Annotated in this window: 15 protein-coding genes and 1 pseudogene; 4 read left to right on the top strand and 12 right to left on the bottom strand. The window is 63.5% G+C overall.

Annotated features, from left to right (window positions below):
- The 3 genes and pseudogenes from VFW72_RS11110 to mltG form a co-directional block, all read right to left on the bottom strand.
- Positions 1-590 (bottom strand): annotated as a pseudogene (locus tag VFW72_RS11110) (DNA polymerase III subunit delta'); the annotation flags it as partial.
- Positions 587-1,210 (bottom strand): dTMP kinase, encoded by a 624-nt coding sequence (tmk, locus tag VFW72_RS11105; protein ID WP_329674359.1) that lies wholly within the window; start codon positions 1,208-1,210, stop codon positions 587-589. The pseudogene VFW72_RS11110 and the gene tmk, both read right to left, overlap by 4 nt.
- On the bottom strand, positions 1,207-2,271 hold the full coding sequence (gene mltG / locus VFW72_RS11100; RefSeq protein ID WP_329674366.1) for an endolytic transglycosylase MltG: 1,065 nt from the start codon (positions 2,269-2,271) through the stop codon (positions 1,207-1,209). The genes tmk and mltG overlap by 4 nt, the downstream gene beginning before the upstream one ends.
- A 25-nt stretch (positions 2,272-2,296) precedes the next feature.
- On the opposite strand from mltG, the gene VFW72_RS11095 reads away from it, so the two are divergent.
- The 3 genes from VFW72_RS11095 (at position 2,297) to VFW72_RS11085 (ending at position 4,723) form a co-directional block, all read left to right on the top strand.
- Complete coding sequence (locus VFW72_RS11095) at positions 2,297-3,253, top strand: folate-binding protein (RefSeq protein WP_329674358.1); 957 nt, start codon at positions 2,297-2,299, stop codon at positions 3,251-3,253.
- 109 nt (positions 3,254-3,362) lie between these two features.
- Positions 3,363-3,692 (top strand): DUF4936 family protein, encoded by a 330-nt coding sequence (locus VFW72_RS11090; protein WP_329674357.1) that lies wholly within the window; start codon positions 3,363-3,365, stop codon positions 3,690-3,692.
- A 20-nt stretch (positions 3,693-3,712) separates the two neighbouring features.
- The gene (locus tag VFW72_RS11085) at positions 3,713-4,723 is read left to right on the top strand and encodes an NRDE family protein (RefSeq protein ID WP_329674356.1); all 1,011 of its coding nucleotides are present in this window, start codon (positions 3,713-3,715) and stop codon (positions 4,721-4,723) included.
- Here the strand turns inward: VFW72_RS11085 and VFW72_RS11080 are convergent.
- The 7 genes from VFW72_RS11080 to VFW72_RS11050 form a co-directional block, all read right to left on the bottom strand.
- Positions 4,713-5,579 carry a YbgC/FadM family acyl-CoA thioesterase gene (locus VFW72_RS11080; RefSeq protein WP_329674355.1) on the bottom strand — a complete coding sequence of 289 codons (867 nt, stop codon included), beginning with the start codon at positions 5,577-5,579 and terminating at the stop codon, positions 4,713-4,715. The two genes, VFW72_RS11085 and VFW72_RS11080, sit on opposite strands and share 11 nt — an antisense overlap.
- A gap of 77 nt (positions 5,580-5,656) precedes the next feature.
- Positions 5,657-7,399, bottom strand: a complete 1,743-nt coding sequence (locus VFW72_RS11075) for an AMP-binding protein (protein WP_329674354.1) — start codon at positions 7,397-7,399, stop codon at positions 5,657-5,659.
- Positions 7,400-7,554: 155 nt separating this feature from the next.
- Complete coding sequence (locus VFW72_RS11070; RefSeq protein ID WP_329674353.1) at positions 7,555-8,850, bottom strand: acetyl-CoA C-acetyltransferase; 1,296 nt, start codon at positions 8,848-8,850, stop codon at positions 7,555-7,557.
- 55 nt (positions 8,851-8,905) lie between these two features.
- Positions 8,906-9,766, bottom strand: a complete 861-nt coding sequence (locus VFW72_RS11065) for a MaoC family dehydratase (protein ID WP_329674352.1) — start codon at positions 9,764-9,766, stop codon at positions 8,906-8,908.
- Positions 9,767-9,786: 20 nt separating this feature from the next.
- Entirely contained in the window at positions 9,787-11,196 is a 1,410-nt protein-coding gene (locus tag VFW72_RS11060) for a 3-oxoacyl-ACP reductase (protein WP_329674351.1), read from the bottom strand.
- 179 nt (positions 11,197-11,375) lie between these two features.
- Positions 11,376-12,149 carry a TetR/AcrR family transcriptional regulator gene (locus VFW72_RS11055; RefSeq protein ID WP_329674350.1) on the bottom strand — a complete coding sequence of 258 codons (774 nt, stop codon included), beginning with the start codon at positions 12,147-12,149 and terminating at the stop codon, positions 11,376-11,378.
- Positions 12,150-12,327: 178 nt separating this feature from the next.
- Complete coding sequence (locus VFW72_RS11050; protein WP_329674349.1) at positions 12,328-13,863, bottom strand: ArnT family glycosyltransferase; 1,536 nt, start codon at positions 13,861-13,863, stop codon at positions 12,328-12,330.
- Between the two features lie 70 nt (positions 13,864-13,933).
- Between VFW72_RS11050 and VFW72_RS11045 the strand changes: the two genes are divergently transcribed.
- Positions 13,934-15,070, top strand: coding sequence for an iron-containing alcohol dehydrogenase (locus tag VFW72_RS11045; protein WP_329674348.1), 1,137 nt, complete (start codon positions 13,934-13,936; stop codon positions 15,068-15,070).
- On the opposite strand, the gene VFW72_RS11040 is transcribed toward VFW72_RS11045, so the two are convergent.
- Both VFW72_RS11040 and VFW72_RS11035 read right to left on the bottom strand, forming a co-directional pair.
- Positions 15,040-16,392, bottom strand: a complete 1,353-nt coding sequence (locus tag VFW72_RS11040) for a hemolysin family protein (RefSeq protein WP_329674347.1) — start codon at positions 16,390-16,392, stop codon at positions 15,040-15,042. The genes VFW72_RS11045 and VFW72_RS11040 overlap by 31 nt on opposite strands.
- Before the next feature lie 27 nt (positions 16,393-16,419).
- Positions 16,420-17,490 (bottom strand): phospholipase, encoded by a 1,071-nt coding sequence (locus VFW72_RS11035; RefSeq protein WP_329674346.1) that lies wholly within the window; start codon positions 17,488-17,490, stop codon positions 16,420-16,422.
- Between the last annotated feature and the right edge of the window lie 42 nt (positions 17,491-17,532).

Below are 17,532 nucleotides of genomic sequence, written 5' to 3'. Positions count from 1 at the left end.
AGCGGCAAACGCCAGGCCTGACAACGGCTGCGGACCGTGGGCAGCAGCTCATCCAGCGTCGCGCCGCTGAGGACGAATCTCACCTGCCCGGGAGGCTCTTCCAGCGTTTTCAGCAGCGTATTGGCCGAGATCAGGTTCATGCGCTCGGCCGGGTGCACCAGCACCACCTTGGCCCGGCCACGCGAAGCCGTGTTCTGCGAAAACTGCACCACCGCGCGGATGGCATCCACCTTGATTTCCTGGCTCAGCTTTTTGGTCTTGCCGGATTTCTCGCTGCCACTGTCGGCTTCTTCACCTGCGGCTTGCCATCCCAGGCTGGCCTGCAAGGCCTCGGGCAGGATCACCATCAGATCCGGGTGCGAGCCCGCGTCGATCAGGTGGCAACTGGCGCAACGACCGCAGGCGGGTGCATGGGCCTGGCCTGCCGGCTGGCTTTCACACAACCAGGCGCGCGCCAACGCCAGCGCAAATTCGAACTGGCCGACGCCTTCCGGGCCGTGCAACAGCGCCGCGTGGCTGCTGAGTTGCGCCAGGGCGGCTTCGAGCGGCTTTTCCAGCCAGGGCCACAAGGCAGCGCGAGGTTCGCTCACAGCAAGCCCCTTTGAGTCAGCGCTGACTGAATCTGCGCCGCAACGTCCGCCTGGGTCTGGTCTGCCTGGATCACGGCAAATCGCGCAGGATGCGCTTGTTGACGAGTCAGGTAAGCGCCACGAACGCGCTCGAAAAAAGCCTGATCCTGGGCTTCGAAACGATCTGGTTGTCGGGCGGCGCTCAGGCGCGCGGCCGCAATGGCTGGGTCCAGGTCAAACAGCAAGGTGAGATCCGGCTGCAAGCCATCTTGCACCCAGCCTTCCAGCGTGCCCAGCACCGTCTGATCGAAGCCTCTGCCACCGCCCTGGTAGGCAAACGTGGCGTCGGTGAAGCGATCACACAGCACCCAGGCGCCACGTGCCAGTGCGGGCTGGATCACCGTCTGGATGTGGTCACGCCGGGCCGCGAACACCAGCAGCGCTTCGGTAAGCGGGTCCATGGCGTCGTGCAGAAACAGGCCACGCAGTTTTTCAGCCAGTGGGGTGCCGCCCGGCTCGCGTGTGCGGACGACCTCGCGGCCGGCTCGCCGCCAGGCTTGCTCCAGCGCGTCCATGTGCGTGGTCTTGCCGGCGCCGTCGATGCCTTCGAAGGTGATGAATCGGCCCTTATGGATGCTCATGGACTCTTTCCGGGATTGCGTTGTGCACGCTGGTACTGGTTGACTGCCCGATTATGCTCAGCCAGTGTGGCGCTGAAGGCACTGCTGCCGTCACCGCGTGCCACGAAATACAGCGCTTTGGTGTCGGCCGGCCTCACGGCGGCCAGCAAGGCGGCCTTGCCAGGCATGGCAATCGGCGTAGGCGGCAGGCCGGTGCGGGTGTAGGTGTTGAAGGGTGTGTCCGTCTGGAGATGGACTCGGCGCAAATTGCCATCGAACTGATCGCCCAGGCCGTAGATCACGGTGGGATCGGTCTGCAAAGGCATCCCCACGCGCAGGCGGTTGTTGAACACGCCAGAGATCATCGGGCGGTCGGACTCCCGGCCGGTTTCCTTTTCCACGATCGAGGCCAGCGTCAGCGCCTCCTCCGGTGTCTTGACCGAGGTATTGGCCTGGCGTTGCGCCCAGGCCGCATCCAGGTGCTTCTGCATGGCGTGCAGCGCGCGCCTCATCACAGCGATGTCCGTGCTGCCCTTGGCGTAAGAATAGGTGTCGGGGAAGAAGTGCCCCTCTGCAGGTGTGCCCGGTTGGCCCAGTTGCACCATGATCTCGGCGTCAGTCAGGCTCGCGGTCGTTTGCTTGAGCCCGTCCGCCTGCGCCAACTCGGCCCTGAAGCGCCGGAAAGTCCACCCGTCGATCAGCTTGACCACGGAAAGGCGCTCGTCGCCACGCACCATCATGCGCAACAAATCGCGCGGGGTGGCGCCCAGCACCAGTTCGTAGCTGCCAGCGCGCATCTGGCGCGACTGACCCGACAGCTTGAACCACTGGTAGAGCATCCACGGCGAGGCGTCGACGCCGGCTTCCACCCAGTCGCGGGCAATGTCGCGCGGCGTGGCACCGGCCTCCACCGCCAGCTCGATCGACGGGCTGGTCAGGCGCAAGGGCTGGTTCAGCCACCAGTAAGCCCCGCCGCCCAGCGCCAGCGCGGCGGCGATCAGCAAACCCAGCAGCGCGCGCAAGACGCCGCCCTTTTGCCGTACGGAGGAAGTGGGATACACGCGGTGTGATTTCTGATGCATGACGGGCGTGATGATAATGAGGCCCATGAGCTCCATCCAACTTCCTGATCCAACTTCGTGGGGCGGCGCCCTGCTTTTGTCCGATCTGGGCATCATGGCAGCCGAAGGCGCCGACGCTGCCAGCTTTCTGCACGGTCAGTTCAGCCAGGACGTCAATGGCCAGACCGCCCAGGAGGCGCGACTGGCCGCCTACTGTTCGGCCAAGGGCCGCATGCTGGCGAGTTTGCTGAACCTGCGCCCTGCACCCGAGCAGATTCTGATGCTGACCGACAGCCAGGTGCTGCCAGGTCTGCTCAAGCGTTTGTCGATGTTCGTGCTGCGCTCCAAGGTGAAACTCAGCGACGCCGGCGCGTCGATGGCCGTGGTTGGCCTGCTGGGTGAGCCCGCTGCTGCGCATCTCGGTGATGCCGCGGCCGTCGCGCCATGGCAGGTTCAGCCTGTCATGAATGGCTGGCTGGTCGGCCTGCCTGCGGTGCTCGGCGCCAGACGCTGGTACTGGGTTGGGCCAAAAGCCGATGCGCAGGCCCTGGTGGCGACCCTGCCTGCCCTGGATGCCGGTGCCTGGCAGTGGCTGGATGTGATGAGCGGGCTGCCCCGCATCGAAGCGGCCACCGTTGATCAGTTCGTGCCCCAGATGATCAATTTCGAGCTGATTGGCGGCGTGAACTTCAAGAAGGGCTGTTACCCCGGCCAGGAAGTGGTCGCGCGCAGCCAATACCGTGGCACGACCAAGCGCCGCGCGTTCGTGGTGCATGCCGCTGCAGCGCTGCAGCCGGGGCAGGAGGTTTTCAGCGCGGCAGACCCGGCTCAACCCGCTGGCCTGGTGATCAACAGTGCGTCGGCCAACGGCGTGCACAGCGCGCTGGTGGAATTGAAACTGAGTGCCTTGGGCAGCGATCTGCGCGCGGGCTCAGCTGACGGCGCGGCCCTGACCATGGGCGCCCTGCCCTACGAGTTGCCTCAGGCCGAAGAAGCCGCCTGAGCCGCCAATTCCTTAACGCTACAAGGCCGCGTTTCTGCGGCCTTGTTACCTTGGGGCACATTGCGGCGCTGCATCATCGGTTACGCTGCCTTCCAGTGACAAGTTCGATATGTCTGACGCGCCCCGATCACTGTTCGTGTACTACCGCGTGCCTGTGCCTCTGCAGGATGCCGCTCGCCGTGCCGTGGATGCCATCCACGCCCAGTTGCGCGAGGCGTATCCTGGCCTGAACGCGCGCTTGATGCAGCGCGCCGATACGGCGACGGATGCACAAGCGCACACCTGGATGGAGGTCTACGAACACCCATCCGGCATCAGCCAGGCGTGCGAGCAGAGCCTGGCAGCCCTGGTCAAGGCCTTGCCGCCAGACTTGATCGGACCGCGTCACACGGAAGTGTTTTGCCCCATGGCAGCCAGCCCTCGTGGCGAGCCTGCCTGACCCGAGTAAAGAGGTTCCCGATGTGCCTGGTAGCCCTGGCTCTCGACCAAAGCAGTCGTTTCCCTTTTGTGCTGGCCGCCAATCGGGACGAGTTCTATGACCGCCCCGCCGCCCGCCTGGGCTGGTGGGAGCCTGAAGATGGCGGGCCTCCCATCCTGGGTGGTCGCGATCTGCATGCCGGCGGCACCTGGCTGGGTCTGACTGCCCACGGACGCCTGGGCCTGATCACCAACATCCGCAATCCGCAGGACATGGATCCGCAAGCGCCTTCGCGCGGGCAGATCGTGCCCCAGTGGCTCAAGGGCGACACGACCATGCCCATGCTGTGGCCCCGTCTGGCGATTTCCGGCTACAACGGCTTCAACATGCTGGCCCTGGACTTCGCCGCCGGCGAGTGCTTCTGGGTCAACAACCGCAAGCTGTTTCCCGAGCGCTTGCAGCGCGGCGTGTTCGGCCTGTCCAACGCGATACTGAACACACCCTGGCCCAAGGTCCAGCAACTCAAGGCGAAGCTGCGTCAGGCCGTGTCACAGGCTGGCGATACCGAGGTGTTGATCAACAGCCTGTTCGAGGCGCTGGCCGATCCCACGCCAGCACCGGATGAGCAACTGCCGCATACGGGCGTCTCCCTGGAATGGGAGCGTCTGCTGTCGCCGGCCTTCATCAAGTCGGAAAACGGCTTGTATGGCACGCGCTGCTCCACCGTGGTGATCACCGAGCGCGTCAACAAGCGCCTGGTGACGCATGTGCTGGAGCGCACGTTCACGCCGACATCGAACATGGCGCTGTTGCGTCGTGTCACACTCAAGAACTGGCCGCCACGCCACACGATGGCCGAAGCCGAAGTGGCCAAGCTGGACGCCACGCTGCCGCCGCCATCCATGCGGCACGACGAGGCGTTCGAGAGCAGCCCGGTCTCGGAGATCGACAACCACGCGCTGCCGGATGCGTCGTCAGGGGCTGGTCCAGCCCGCAAGTCGCGCGCGCGCAGCCTGATCAAGAGCAGCCGGGTGCGACCACTCAAAGTGTGAGCGTCATGCGCTGGTGAGGAATGCCGACCTCGTCGAACACCTCGCCTTCCGGCTTGAATCCATGGCGGGCGTAAAAAGCCTGCGCGCTGACCTGAGCATTCAGGCTGAGATGCTGCAGTCCGCGTGAGCGCGCCTCGCCCATGAGCGCCTGGAGGACCTCGTCTCCCAGACCAATCCCGCGGGTGCTACGCAGCACGGCCATGCGTCCGATCCTGGCGTGGCCCGGCTCCAATCCCAAGAAGATCAGGCGCCCTGTCGCCAGCGGCAATCCAGCGAGGTTGCGGGCCACGGCGTGGATGGCGCCCGCATCGTCGTCATCCCATTCTTCGGATTCGTCTATGCCCTGCTCCTGCACGAACACGGCGATCCGTACGGCCCGAGCGGCCTCGGCCATGTCTTGCCAGGCACCGCACACGATCTGATGCACGGGCTGCCCTTGCGCATGCTGCTCGATCTGCCGTCGGATCGACTCGGGAACCGGCGCAGATTTGCCGGTGAGCAAGCTGGTGTGCACGTAAACGGTTTCGCCGGTTACCAGCAGCCGTCCTTGCGCCCAGATCGCCCAGGCGATGGTGATGGACGAGTTGCCGATGCGCTCGCATCGCACGCCGATGTCCAGCCAGTCATCCAGGCGAGCCGGTGCGTGGTATTCCAGCGTATTGCGGCGCACGAAGATATCGCCTTGCTCGTGCTTGACGCCTTCAGGGTAAGGCAGGCCCACGGCGCGCCAATACTCCGAGATGCCCACATCCAGATAGGTCAGGTAGTGGCCATTGAAGACCACTTGCTGGGCATCCACCTCCATCCAGCGCACGCGCAGGCGGTGGGAAAAGCTGAAATCGGCGGGGCGTGTCATGGCTGTCATCGTGCATGAAAAAACCCGCGCGGCGAACCGGGCGGGTTGGTGTGTGGCGAAGCAGAAACTGAGGGGGCTCAGCGCAGTTCGCGGCGCAGGATCTTGCCCACAGGCGTCTTGGGCAACTCTTCGTTGCGGAACTCGACGATGCGGGGGATCTTGTAGCCCGTCAGGCTCTTGCGGCAGTGCTCGATGACGGCTTCCTTGGTCAGACCAGGGTTGCGCGGCACGATGATGATCTTCACGCGCTCGCCAGCCACTTCGTCGGGCACGCCCACAGCCGCACATTCCTTGACATCAGGGTGCATGGCCACAACGTCTTCGATTTCGTTGGGGTACACGTTGAAGCCGGAAACCAGGATCATGTCCTTCTTGCGGTCCACGATCTTGAGGAAGCCTTGCTCGTCCATCACGGCGATGTCGCCAGTGGCCAGCCAGCCTTCGCTGTCGATGACCTTGGCGGTTTCCTCAGGACGCTGCCAGTAACCCTTCATCACCTGAGGGCCACGCACGCACAGCTCGCCGGGCTCACCGATGTTGGCCCAGGTGCCATCGTCACGGCGGTTGCGCACTTCGGTCGAGGGCACGGGCACGCCGATCGAGCCTGTGAAGGCAGGACCTGGCTTGCTGATGTCCACCGGGGCTTGCGTCACGATGGGCGAGCACTCGGTCAGGCCATAGCCTTCGACGATGGAGTTGCCGGTGACTTCCTTCCAGCGCTCGGCGATCGAGCGTTGCAGGGCCATGCCACCGGCCACAGCCAGCTTCAGGTTGGAGAAGTCGCGCTTGCGGAAATCAGGATCATCCAGGAAGGACGAGTACAGCGTGTTCACGCAGGTGATGCCGCTGAAGTTCTCGTTCTTGAGGATCATCATCACGCGCTTGGTGTCACGCGGGTTGGCGATCAGGATGTTGCGACCGCCGAGCGCCATGAAGATCAGGCAGTTCACGGTCAGCGAGAAGATGTGATACAGCGGCAGTGGCGTGACCACGGTCTCGGTGTCGCCGGTCAGCTGGCCTTCGGCAAATGCGAGCGCCTGCTGGCAGTTGGCCAGCACGTTGCGGTGCGTGAGCATGGCACCCTTGGCCACACCGGTTGTACCGCCGGTGTACTGCAGGAAGGCGAGGTCTTCCTGCTTGACTTCCACAGGCTTGACCTTGGTCTTGGCCCCAGCCTTGAGCACATCACGGATCCAGACTGCGCCAGGCAGGCTGTACTCGGGCACCATCTTCTGCACATTGCGCAGCACGAAATTCAGCGCGCGGCCCTTGAGGTTCAGGAAACCGTCGGATAGCAGGTCACCGATCTGGGTCAGCACGATGCGCTTGACCTTGGTGCCAGGCAAGGCTTCCTGCAGGGTCTTGGCGAAGGTCTCCATCACGATGATGGTTTCAGCGCCGGAGTCCTTGAGCTGGTGATTCAGTTCACGCGGGGTGTACAGCGGGTTGACGTTGACCACCACGGCGCCGATTTTCAGCACGGCGAAAAGGCACACCGGATACTGGAAGGTGTTGGGCAGCATGATCGACACGCGATCACCCTTTTTCACGCCCTGGCTTTGCAACCAGCTCGCAAAGGCATTGACCAGACGGTCCAGTCGGTCGTACGACATTTCCGTGCCGATGCTGACGAAGCCCGGACGGTTGCGGTACTTGTTGATGCACTCGTCGAAGTACTGGTTCAGCGAACTGTACTTGTTGACATCGATGTCGTGCGGCACACCCTTCACATAGGACGACAACCAGATACGGTTGGTCGACCCATCTGGGTTGACGATGGACTGTGCGGGCGAAGCCGACGCAGCGGCTGATTGGGTCATCCGGATCTCCTCATGTGCCTGCCTGGACTGACGGCAGGATGGCTTTGTGCCCACATCCACCTCTCGGTTGATGCGGGACGCCTGGTCAAGTGACGGAGTGTATCAATCCCGGGGCACCCTTTAAGGGTTTTCCGCCCCGGGAAATCAGGAAAAAATTAACGCTCGATGATCGCGACGACACCTTGGCCGCCAGCTGCACAGATCGAGATCAGGCCGCGGCCCGAACCCTTTTGCGACAGCATCTTCGCCAGCGTGGCGACGATACGGCCACCGGTTGCGGCGAAGGGGTGGCCAGCAGCCAGCGAGCTGCCGTTGATGTTGAGCTTGCTGCGATCGATCTTGCCCAGCGGCTTGTCGAGGCCCAGCTTTTCCTTGCAGTACTTGGGATCTTCCCAGGCCTTCAGTGTGCACAGCACCTGAGCGGCGAAGGCTTCGTGGATTTCATAGAAATCGAAGTCCTGCAGGCTGATGCCGGCGCGAGCCAGCATGCGGGGCACGGCGTAGGCAGGCGCCATCAGCAGGCCTTCCTTCTTGGGGCCGAAGAAGTCGACGGCAGCCACTTCGGCGAAGGTGATGTAGGCCAGCACGGGCAGGTTGTTGGCCTTGGCCCATTCTTCGCTGCCCAGCAGCACGGCAGACGCGCCATCGGTCAGCGGCGTGGAGTTGCCGGGTGTCAGCGTACCTTGGCCAGGTGCGACCTTCTTGTCGAAGCAAGGCTTGAGCGAGCGCAGCTTCTCGATGGTCAGGCCTTCACGCAGGTTGTTGTCCTTGCTCACGCCCTTGAACGGGGTCATCAGGTCGGCAAAGAAACCGTCCTTGTAAGCGCGGGCCAGGTTGGCATGGCTGTTGACAGCCAGTTGGTCCTGCTCTTCGCGGGGGATCGCCCATTCACGGGCCATCAGTTCGGCGTGTTCGCCCATCGAGAAGCCGGTGCGGGGTTCGCCGTTCTTGGGGATCGCAGGCTTGACCAGCATGCTGGGGCGGATCTTGGCGATGATCTTCAGTTGCTCGACCGTGCTTTTGGCGCGGTTGGCTTCCATCAGGATCTTGCGCATCTTTTCGTTGACGCCGATGGGGGCATCTGACGTGGTGTCCACACCGCCGCCGATACCGCACTCGATGTGACCCAGGGCGATCTTGTTGGCCACCAGCATGATGGCTTCCAAGCCCGTGCCGCAAGCTTGTTGCAGGTCGTAGGCAGGCGTTTCAGGCGACAGGGTTGTCGACAGCACGCATTCGCGAACCAGGTTGAAGTCACGCGAGTGCTTCATCACGGCGCCGGCAGCGACGTCACCCAGGCGCTTGCCATGCAGGTTGAAGCGGTCCACCAGGCCTTGCAGCGTGGCAGTCAGCATTTCCTGGTTGGAAGCGTGCGAGTAGACCGTGTTGGAACGGGCGAAGGGAATACGGTTGCCACCGATGATGGCGACGCGACGGACGGTTGTGTTCATGAGAGGGTGTCCTTCTCGATTTTGAATAGGTTGAATGGCTGACGGTGGCGATCGATCAGTAGGTCACGCGGCCACGCAGATGAGGCTTGTCGCCCTTGGCGTTGCGCACTTCGAACAAGGCGCCGCCCTCCTGACGCACAGCCCACAAGGAGGCGCGAGCCGGCAGGAACAACGGGGTCTTGAATTCGACGATGACTTCGGCGTGGTCCACATCTTCACGGGGCATCAACATGGCCAGGGCGCGAGCCTTGGTCCACATGCCATGCGCGATGGCCTTGCGAAAGCCCAGAAACTTGGCCGTGAAGGCAGAGAGGTGGATCGGGTTGATGTCACCAGAGACACGACCGTAGGCTCGACCGATGCCGGCGCCAGCGTAGAAATCGGCTTGATGAGACACGGGCGTCTCGTCAACCAGTGCGCTGGTGTAAGGCGCGCCCTTGGGATTGCGTACGCCCATGCGCAACAAGGTCCAGGTGCTTTCCCACACCACTTCGCCAGCGCGCAGGGCGCGGGCGTGCAGTGTGAAAACCTGACCCTTGTCGTGTGCATAGAGCTCACCGGAACGCATCTCGATGCGCAGCTCGTCACCTGCGTTGATGCGCTTGATCAGCTTGGCGCTGTTGGCCAGGTGCACGGTACCCATGGCGGGCCATGGGAAGGCCTTGCTGCCGAAATACATCATGGCCAGCGGGAAGGCTTCCATGTGCGCAAACAGCATGGGCACACCATGTGCCTTGCTGAAGCCGCACACCTTGGCGTAGGCCGCGACCTTCTTGGCATCGACCACCACGCGCGGGCGCACGTAGGTGACCTCTGGCAAGGCATCCACCGGGCCGGAGCGCTTGCTGCTGGAGCGCAAGGCACCCAGGTTCAGCGCGATGGCACTGGGCAGCTTGTTGACTTCGATGATCTTCATGATCTGGTCGTCGTCGTGGATCAAGCGCCAATCAGGCTCTGACCGCAGACACGGATCACGTTGTTCGTGACACCTGCGGAGGCCGGGCTGGCGTACCAGCCGATGGCTTCAGCCACGTCCACAGGCTGACCGCCCTGGCTCATGGAGTTCATGCGACGACCGGCTTCACGGATGGCAAACGGGATGGCAGCGGTCATCTGGGTTTCGATGAAGCCAGGCGCCACGGCGTTGATGGTGATGCCATGTTCGGCAAACACGGGGGCGCTGCTGTTGACCATGCCGATCACACCGGCCTTGGAGACGGCGTAGTTGGTCTGGCCCATGTTGCCGGCGATGCCGGAAATGGACGACACACAGATGATGCGGCCACCGGCCTTCAGGGCACCCGAGCTCACCAGGGCTTCATTGATGCGTTCCTGTGTCGACAGGTTCACGTTCACCACCAGTTGCCACAGGTGTTCCTTCATGTTGGCGATGGTCTTGTCGCGGGTGATGCCGGCGTTGTGCACGACCACGTCCCAGCCGCCTTGCGCCTTGGCTGCATCCACCAGTTTCTGAGGTGCGTCGGCGGCGCCGATGTCCAGGGCCAGTGCGGTGCCACCCAGCTTCTTGGCCACTTCATTGAGGCCTTCCTGAGCCTGAGGCACGTCCAGGCAGATCACCTGGGCGCCGTCACGGGCCATCACTTCGGCAATCGCTGCACCGATACCACGCGAGGCACCGGTCACCAGCACCTTCTTGCCGGCCAGAGGCAGGTTCCAGTCCTTGGGCACGACCAGGTCGCCCACGGGCTTGCCCACATGCATCACCTGAGCCGACACATAGGCCGACTTGGGCGACAGCAGGAAGCGCAGGGTGGACTCGATGTTGCCTTCGGCGCCTTCAGAAACGTACACCAGGTTGGCGTTGATGCCCTTCTTGAGTTCCTTGCCCAGCGAACGGGTCAGGCCTTCCAGCGAACGCTGGATGGTGGCCTTGCGGGGTGACTTGCACTCTGCGGGTGGGCGACCCAGGATGACCACACGGCCGCAAGGCAGCACCGAGCGGGCGGCGTCGTGGAAGAACCAGTACAGGGCGTCGGACTGGGTGCTGTCGTCCAGACCGGTTGCATCAAACACCAGGCACTTGACCTTTTCGCCAGGCTGGCCGTTGCCGCCCCAACGACCGGTCGTCAGGCCAGCCTTGTTGGCCACCGACACCCACTGAGGCAGCTTTTCATGCGCCAGGCTCTGTGCACCGACGCTCTTGAAGAAAGCTGCCAGGGCGTCCAGCAGCTGAGGCTCGCCACCACCACCGATCAGAACCGTGCCTTGAATGACGGGTTGGCCGGCCTTGTAACGCTCCAGCTGCAACGGCTTGGGCAGCCCCAGGGCATTGATGAGCTTGGCGCCCATGGGCGAGTTGGCAAAGTCAAGGTAACCGTCTTTCATACGAGACACTCTTCGGTGGTTGAGCCTGCGGACGTGAACAGTCCTGCCATGGCTGGTTGAAAACGCGGCTTGCTCAAACGGCAAGCCTTCTGGTCAAGCCCACGCCAGATCGGTGTGGGCTTTCCTGTCAGACCGGGGGACAGACAAGAAATCGGGTTCATGGTCGGGTGCCGCAGCGTTCAGGCATTCGCCGGCGCAGGCGCCTGGGCATCGTTGGCAGAGGCAGCAGCACCTGGGCCAATGCCGGCGACACCCGGCAGATTGGCCATCGCACCAAACTGAATGGCTTCATTGGGCCCGGGCAGCGGCGCCTTGAGCGCGGCGACCATCAGTGAAGCCAGGCGCGACAGGATGACGGCTTCGTGATCGCCCTGCTGCTGCGTGAATTCGCGGATCAGGCGCTGCGTGTTGCCCCCGGCCAGGATGCCGGACAAGGCCCCCATGGCGAAGTTCAGGCGAAAGCCCAGGTCCTCGCGGCTGAGTTCGGGCAAGGCGCGCTGGAAAGCAAAGAAGAAACGACCGAGCGTCTGGATGTAGTGCGTGTTGATGAAGTCGCGCACGACGGGCGATGGGTCGGTGTACGAGCGCCCCAGAAAGTGCAGATAGCGGTCCGCCTGAGGCTCGTCGCTGCGGAAGATGCGTACGGCGGGCAGGAACAGGGCGACCAGGATGTGTTCGCAGGTGAGCTTGTCACCCAGGTTGGCCTCGAAGGCATCCAGCATGGCCACGCGCTGCTCGTTGAGCGGATCGAGACGACGTGCCAGCACGGCCTGGATCAGGGCGTCCTTGCTGCCGAAGTGGTAGTTCACGGCGGCCAGGTTGACGCCAGCTGCACTGGTGATCTGACGCATTGACATGGACTCGAAGCCGCCTGTGACGAACAGGGTCTCCGCGGCATCCAGAATGCGCGTTTTCGTATCGGCAGGCGACAGACGGGTCGAGGCCTGGGGCATGGTCAACGGGTCTCCACGGTACACACTGTACGAACGTTTCAAACGTCCGTTTTATCGTTGGGTGCGTATGGTATGTCAGACCGGCGCCTTTGCAACAACCCTCGCCATAGAAATTTGTCAATTCCCCCAATCCCCGGGGGCGAGCAGGCGTGCAATGCGTGATTTATTCCTCAGCCTGTCATTTCCGGACCCCATCCGGCTCGCATGGCCCCTTGGGTAATCGCACGCCCCAGACGATGGGCACCACGCCTTTGACGCGAGGAGGAGGCACCAAGGCCATCTCCGGCGTGTGGATCACGTCAGGCGGCAGTTGCTGAGCGAGGTGACGCATGACCACACTGCCCTTGGCCTCCATGTCCGCCTCGTCGATCCAGGGGCTGTCTTGCTTGGGGCCCGTCTGACGCACCGCCGGGAAGCCTCGGCCATAGGCAGACAACTGCCCCCCTTCAAAAAACGGGGCATCTGCATATCGCAGCGCGCATCCGGGCGCAAGCGCCTGCCAATCTGCCTGAACACGGTCAGCCAGTTCCTGCGCCGGATAGCCTTGCACGGCACCAGGCGCATGCAGGCGCTGCCCGGCTGGCGAGGCCGCCACCACCAGCATCACGCCTTGAAACAAGGCCACGGTCAACAGCAGGGCGCGCGTGCGGCTCCTGGCAAACTGGCCGCCAAACCAGGCCACCAGCGCGATGGCCATGAACTGAAACGTCTGCACACCCCACTGCGCGTGCAGTTTGGCGCCTCCGAAAATGCCCATGGCCAGTACAAAGGCGATGGGCACAAAGAGCAACCCTTCCACCCAGGCGCGTATGAAAGCATGGTTGTCACCCCTCGCGCTGTGCGCATTCGCTTGCGTGCCGGCCTGACCGTATGAACGCGCCACCCAGATCATCAGCACCAACAGCGCCGGCGCCAGCATGCGCAGTTCGGACACGATGAACTGCCCCATCCGCATGGACTCGCCCTCGGCCTCGCCGCTGCCAAGTTGGTGGGTGGCATACGTCAGCGCATTGGTGTGGCCGGTCGCCATCCAAAGCAAGGGGGCCGCGCTCACGAGGGCACCCAGCAGAACCGCCATGGCCGCCCCTTTGCGGGCCGCCAGGCTTTCCATGACGCCGCTGCGCCACAACGCCCACAAGATGCCGACCAGCGGTACGGCAGCCTGCAGTTTGGTGGACATGGCCAGGCCAGCCCCGAGACCGACGCCCGCCCAGGCCCATTGCTCGCCACGGCGAGCGGCACGTGCCGCGAAGTACACCGCCATGGACACTGTCATGACAAGCACGGTGTTGTGGTTGTAGATCCATGCACGCCAGCCAAATGGTTGCTGGAGCCCCCACAGACAGGCAGCAAACAGGGCCAGACGCGGCCCCATCAATTCGCGCGAAGCCAGATAGGTGAACACACCGGTCAGCCCGATGCACAAGGCAGACAGGCCATACAGAGTGGCCGGGCGCGGCGGCAGAAAGGTTTGCGCCAGCATGAACAACCATGTTGGCAAGGGCGGATGCTTGGGATAGCCCAGTTGCCACGAATGCGCCCACACGAACTGCTCCGCCATGTCGTGATGCAAGGCTGTGTGCGTGTGTGCAGACAGCGCCACCCAGGCTGCGACCAGCGCCAGAACACACCAGACAACCAACCAGGGCCTGTCCGGTGAACGGGCGGTTGCTGCTGCTGCGGTCGTGTCGGGCGAATGCAATGTTCTTGACATGCACGCGAGTCTAAACGCGCTAAAGTCTCTCCCGTCTGAGTTAAACGAACAGCGAGAGAGACACATCACCATGGCCACCATCCTGTACCTCACCCAGATCCAGTTCGAGTTCGGCGCGATCAAGTTGCTGGCATCCGAATGTGAGCGCGTGGGCATTCGCCGCCCCCTGATCGTGACCGACGCTGGCGTGCGTGCGGCGGGTGTATTGCAAAAGGCCCTGGATGCGCTGACCGGCCTGCCCGTGACCGTGTTCGATCAGACCCCGCCCAATCCCACGGAAGCCTCGGTGCGTGCCGCACATGAAGCCTGGAAGGCCAACCAGTGCGATGGCCTGATTGCTGTGGGCGGTGGCTCCAGCATTGACCTGGCCAAAGGCCTGGCCATCATGGCCACACACCCGGGCCCCTTGACCGAGTACGCGACCATTCTGGGTGGCTCGCCCAGGATCACCGCACAGGCTGCGCCGTTGATCGCCGTGCCGACCACAGCAGGTACGGGCAGCGAGGTCGCACGCGGGGCCATCGTGATCGTGGACGACGGGCGCAAGCTGGGCTTCCACTCCTGGAACCTGATGCCCAAGGCCGCCATCTGCGACCCTGAACTGACCCTGGGCCTGCCCCCTGCCCTGACCGCCGCCACCGGCATGGACGCCATCGCCCATTGCATGGAGACCTTCATGGCGCCGGCCTTCAACCCGCCTGCCGACGGCATTGCCCTGGATGGCCTGGAACGCGCCTGGCACCACATCGAGCGTGCCACCAAGGACGGCAGCGACCGGGAAGCCCGTCTCAACATGATGAGCGCCTCCATGCAGGGCGCGATGGCCTTCCAGAAGGGCCTGGGCGCCGTTCACAGCCTGAGCCACAGCCTGGGTGGCGTGAACCCCAAGCTGCACCACGGCACGCTGAACGCCATGTTCCTGCCTGAAGTCATCAAGTTCAACGCCGCGGCCGAATCCATCCAGAAGGAACGCCGACTGGAGCGCATGGCCCATGCCATGGGCTTGCGCAACGCAGCCGATATCCCGGAGGCCATCCGCGACATGAACGCCCGCCTGGGCCTGCCCAAGGGCCTGGCCGAACTGGGCGTGCAGCGTGAGTGGTTCGACAAGATCGTGACGGGCGCGCTGGCCGATCACTGCCACAAGACCAATCCCCGTATCGCCACGGCGGACGATTACATGGACCTGCTCTCGGCCTCGATGTGATCGCCCAGGCCGGGTGAGGCGCCCTCGCCCGGCGACGCCTCGCGCGTCACCATGATCTGGTCGATCTTGTAGCTGTCGACGTCCATCACCTCGAAGCGGAAGCCGCCCCAGGACACCGAATCGGTCCGCCTGGGGATGCGCCGCAGCATGACCATCATGAAGCCGGCGATGGTCTCGTAGTCTTCCTGATACGGCAGGCTGTCGAGATCGAGCGCGCGCAACACGTCCTCGATGGGCGTGATGCCATCAATGAGCCAGGAGTCGGCATCGCGCTGCACGATCTGCTCTTCATCGAGCGGCGCCATCAGGCTGCCCATCACGGTGCTCATCACATCGTTGATCGTGATGATGCCCACCACCAGGCTGTATTCGTTGACAATGACGGCAAAGTCCTCGAAGGCCTGCCTGAACTGCGTGAGCATCTCCGACAGGGTGATGCGGTCGGGCACCATCAGCACCTTCTTGATCAGACCTTCCGAATGCAAGGCAATGGGCTGGTTGTTCAACACGCGGCTGAGCAGGTCCTTCGAATCCACGTAACCCACCACATGGTCGATGTCGCCATCGCACACCAGGTAGGTCGAGTGCGGGTATTGGTCGATGCGGGCCTTGATCAGGGTCTCGCTGTCGTCGAGCAGGAAGTGGATGACGTGGTCACGCGCCGTCATGGAGCTGGTGACCAGGCGGGTGTCGAGCTCGAACACGTTTTCGATGACCCGGTGCTCGGCGCCGGCCAGCACACCGGCTTCGGCACCGGCCGCGGCCATGGCGAGGATGTCGTCTGGTGTGACCGCTTCGTCGCGGTGATCGGACAGGCCAAGCAGCTTGAACAGGGCATCGGTCAGGCGCTTGAACAACCAGACGATGGGCTTGAGCAAGCCGAGCACAAAGTGCATGGGGCCGACGACCCTCACGGCGACCTGCTCGGGGGCGCTCATGCCCAGGCGCTTGGGGAAGAGGTCTGCCAGCAGGATGAACAGGCTGGTCACCATCACGAACGATGCCACGGACGCCAGCGTTTCAGCATGCGTTGACGGCACCTGCAGGCGTTGCAGCAGGGGGGAAATCAAGGGGGCAAAGGCTTGCTCACCCACCACGCCGCCCAGGATGGCCACCGTATTCATGCCAATCTGGATGGCCGTGAAAAAGTCCCCAGGCTCGGCCTGCACGGCCAGGACTCGCTGCGCGCGCTGGTCGCCCCCATCCGCCATCTGGCGCAGGCGCAAACGCCTTGCCGCCGCCACGGACATCTCGGCGACAGAGAAAAAGGCACTGGCAGCAATCAGCGCTGCGATCAATAGAAGACTGGAGAGTGAATCCATCTGACCAGTGTAGCCACAAGCCTCGCCTCAGATCGGGCGCAACTCATCCGTCGGGCAGCCACGACGCAACCAATCCTGCCATTCGTCGGACAAGGCTTCGGCCGCCGCCACCGCCTGCGTCCACACCTTCACGCGCTGCTCGTAACTCATGCCCGCGAAGTCATTGCGATCCGGCAGCTTGCCGCCAGGCAAAGAGGCTACCCATTGCGGGCTGGGCGCCAGCAGGACCATGTTGTCCAGCCAGGGACTGGCCTTGTGGCGCCATTTCAAGGCCTTGTCCAGCCAGCCCGGCACCACGCGTTGTTGGAAGTGCGGATACAGCACCAGCCCCTGGTTCATGGCCGAGTAATGCCAGTGAAAGTGGTAATCCACGATACCGCCGTCCCAGTGTGAACCGGGCTTGGCACCGGGGATGTCGTTGACGGCTTCCAGCATGAAGGGGATGCTGCACGAGGCCAGCATGGCGGGCATGAAGTTGGAACGGTCCAGCTCGACGCGACCGGTTGGCAGGTCGTTCAGAGGCACGGGCAAGGCTTCGCCGGCGGTGGAGAACACCGTGCGCTCCAGGAACAGCCCCACTGCTTTTCTGGACATGGCATTGCCCAGTGCCAGGCCCGTGAAGCCGACCACCGTGCGCGACGGGGTACCCTTGCGCAGCACCTGACGCCCCCGCGAGGTCAGCACGTGCAACTGGTACCTGGGGTGTTGCAGCATGCCTGGCACGCTGTCGCCGAAGAAGTCACGCAGCGTGTCGATGAAGCCCGCCGTGATGCGCTTGGAACTCGGCATCTTGCGGCCGACTTCCGGCTCGATGTTCTGCTGGATGTAGCCGCTGGCCAGATCCTTGAAGGCCTTGAGCGGATCGGCCATGGCCGCCGTGGCCATGCGCCATGCACCAATCGATGCGCCCACCAGGTGCACCGTGTGCCCGCCTTGCGGCAACCAGTGTCCAAACAGGTGTTGGTCCAGATGGTTGAGGATGAGCCCTTTGGGACCCCCTGCCGCAGCCGGTACCAGCCGCACGTCTTGAGGTGACAAGCCATGAGACGCGATATGGCGGCGGGCCCGCTCGCCAACGTGAATGTGCAGTGCCTTCATGGGTGGCAAGAATACCTGAGCGTGCCAGAATGATCAGAATCC

The sequence above is a fragment of the Aquabacterium sp. genome (genome assembly GCF_036273115.1).
Classification (GTDB): Bacteria; Pseudomonadota; Gammaproteobacteria; order Burkholderiales; family Burkholderiaceae_C; genus Aquabacterium.
The sequence above is the reverse complement of the archived record's forward strand: the minus strand, read 5'-3'. Positions and strand labels throughout refer to the sequence as shown.

What these genes read in the sequence shown, in the direction of transcription:
- tmk (WP_329674359.1), bottom strand. Translation starts at nt 1,210, where the DNA reads ATGAGCATCCATAAGGGCCGATTCATCACCTTCGAAGGCATCGACGGC.
- mltG (WP_329674366.1), bottom strand. Translation starts at nt 2,271, where the DNA reads ATGCATCAGAAATCACACCGCGTGTATCCCACTTCCTCCGTACGGCAA.
- VFW72_RS11095 (WP_329674358.1), top strand. Translation starts at nt 2,297, where the DNA reads ATGAGCTCCATCCAACTTCCTGATCCAACTTCGTGGGGCGGCGCCCTG.
- VFW72_RS11090 (WP_329674357.1), top strand. Translation starts at nt 3,363, where the DNA reads ATGTCTGACGCGCCCCGATCACTGTTCGTGTACTACCGCGTGCCTGTG.
- VFW72_RS11085 (WP_329674356.1), top strand. Translation starts at nt 3,713, where the DNA reads ATGTGCCTGGTAGCCCTGGCTCTCGACCAAAGCAGTCGTTTCCCTTTT.
- VFW72_RS11080 (WP_329674355.1), bottom strand. Translation starts at nt 5,579, where the DNA reads ATGACACGCCCCGCCGATTTCAGCTTTTCCCACCGCCTGCGCGTGCGC.
- VFW72_RS11075 (WP_329674354.1), bottom strand. Translation starts at nt 7,399, where the DNA reads ATGACCCAATCAGCCGCTGCGTCGGCTTCGCCCGCACAGTCCATCGTC.
- VFW72_RS11070 (WP_329674353.1), bottom strand. Translation starts at nt 8,850, where the DNA reads ATGAACACAACCGTCCGTCGCGTCGCCATCATCGGTGGCAACCGTATT.
- VFW72_RS11065 (WP_329674352.1), bottom strand. Translation starts at nt 9,766, where the DNA reads ATGAAGATCATCGAAGTCAACAAGCTGCCCAGTGCCATCGCGCTGAAC.
- VFW72_RS11060 (WP_329674351.1), bottom strand. Translation starts at nt 11,196, where the DNA reads ATGAAAGACGGTTACCTTGACTTTGCCAACTCGCCCATGGGCGCCAAG.
- VFW72_RS11055 (WP_329674350.1), bottom strand. Translation starts at nt 12,149, where the DNA reads ATGCCCCAGGCCTCGACCCGTCTGTCGCCTGCCGATACGAAAACGCGC.
- VFW72_RS11050 (WP_329674349.1), bottom strand. Translation starts at nt 13,863, where the DNA reads ATGTCAAGAACATTGCATTCGCCCGACACGACCGCAGCAGCAGCAACC.
- VFW72_RS11045 (WP_329674348.1), top strand. Translation starts at nt 13,934, where the DNA reads ATGGCCACCATCCTGTACCTCACCCAGATCCAGTTCGAGTTCGGCGCG.
- VFW72_RS11040 (WP_329674347.1), bottom strand. Translation starts at nt 16,392, where the DNA reads ATGGATTCACTCTCCAGTCTTCTATTGATCGCAGCGCTGATTGCTGCC.
- VFW72_RS11035 (WP_329674346.1), bottom strand. Translation starts at nt 17,490, where the DNA reads ATGAAGGCACTGCACATTCACGTTGGCGAGCGGGCCCGCCGCCATATC.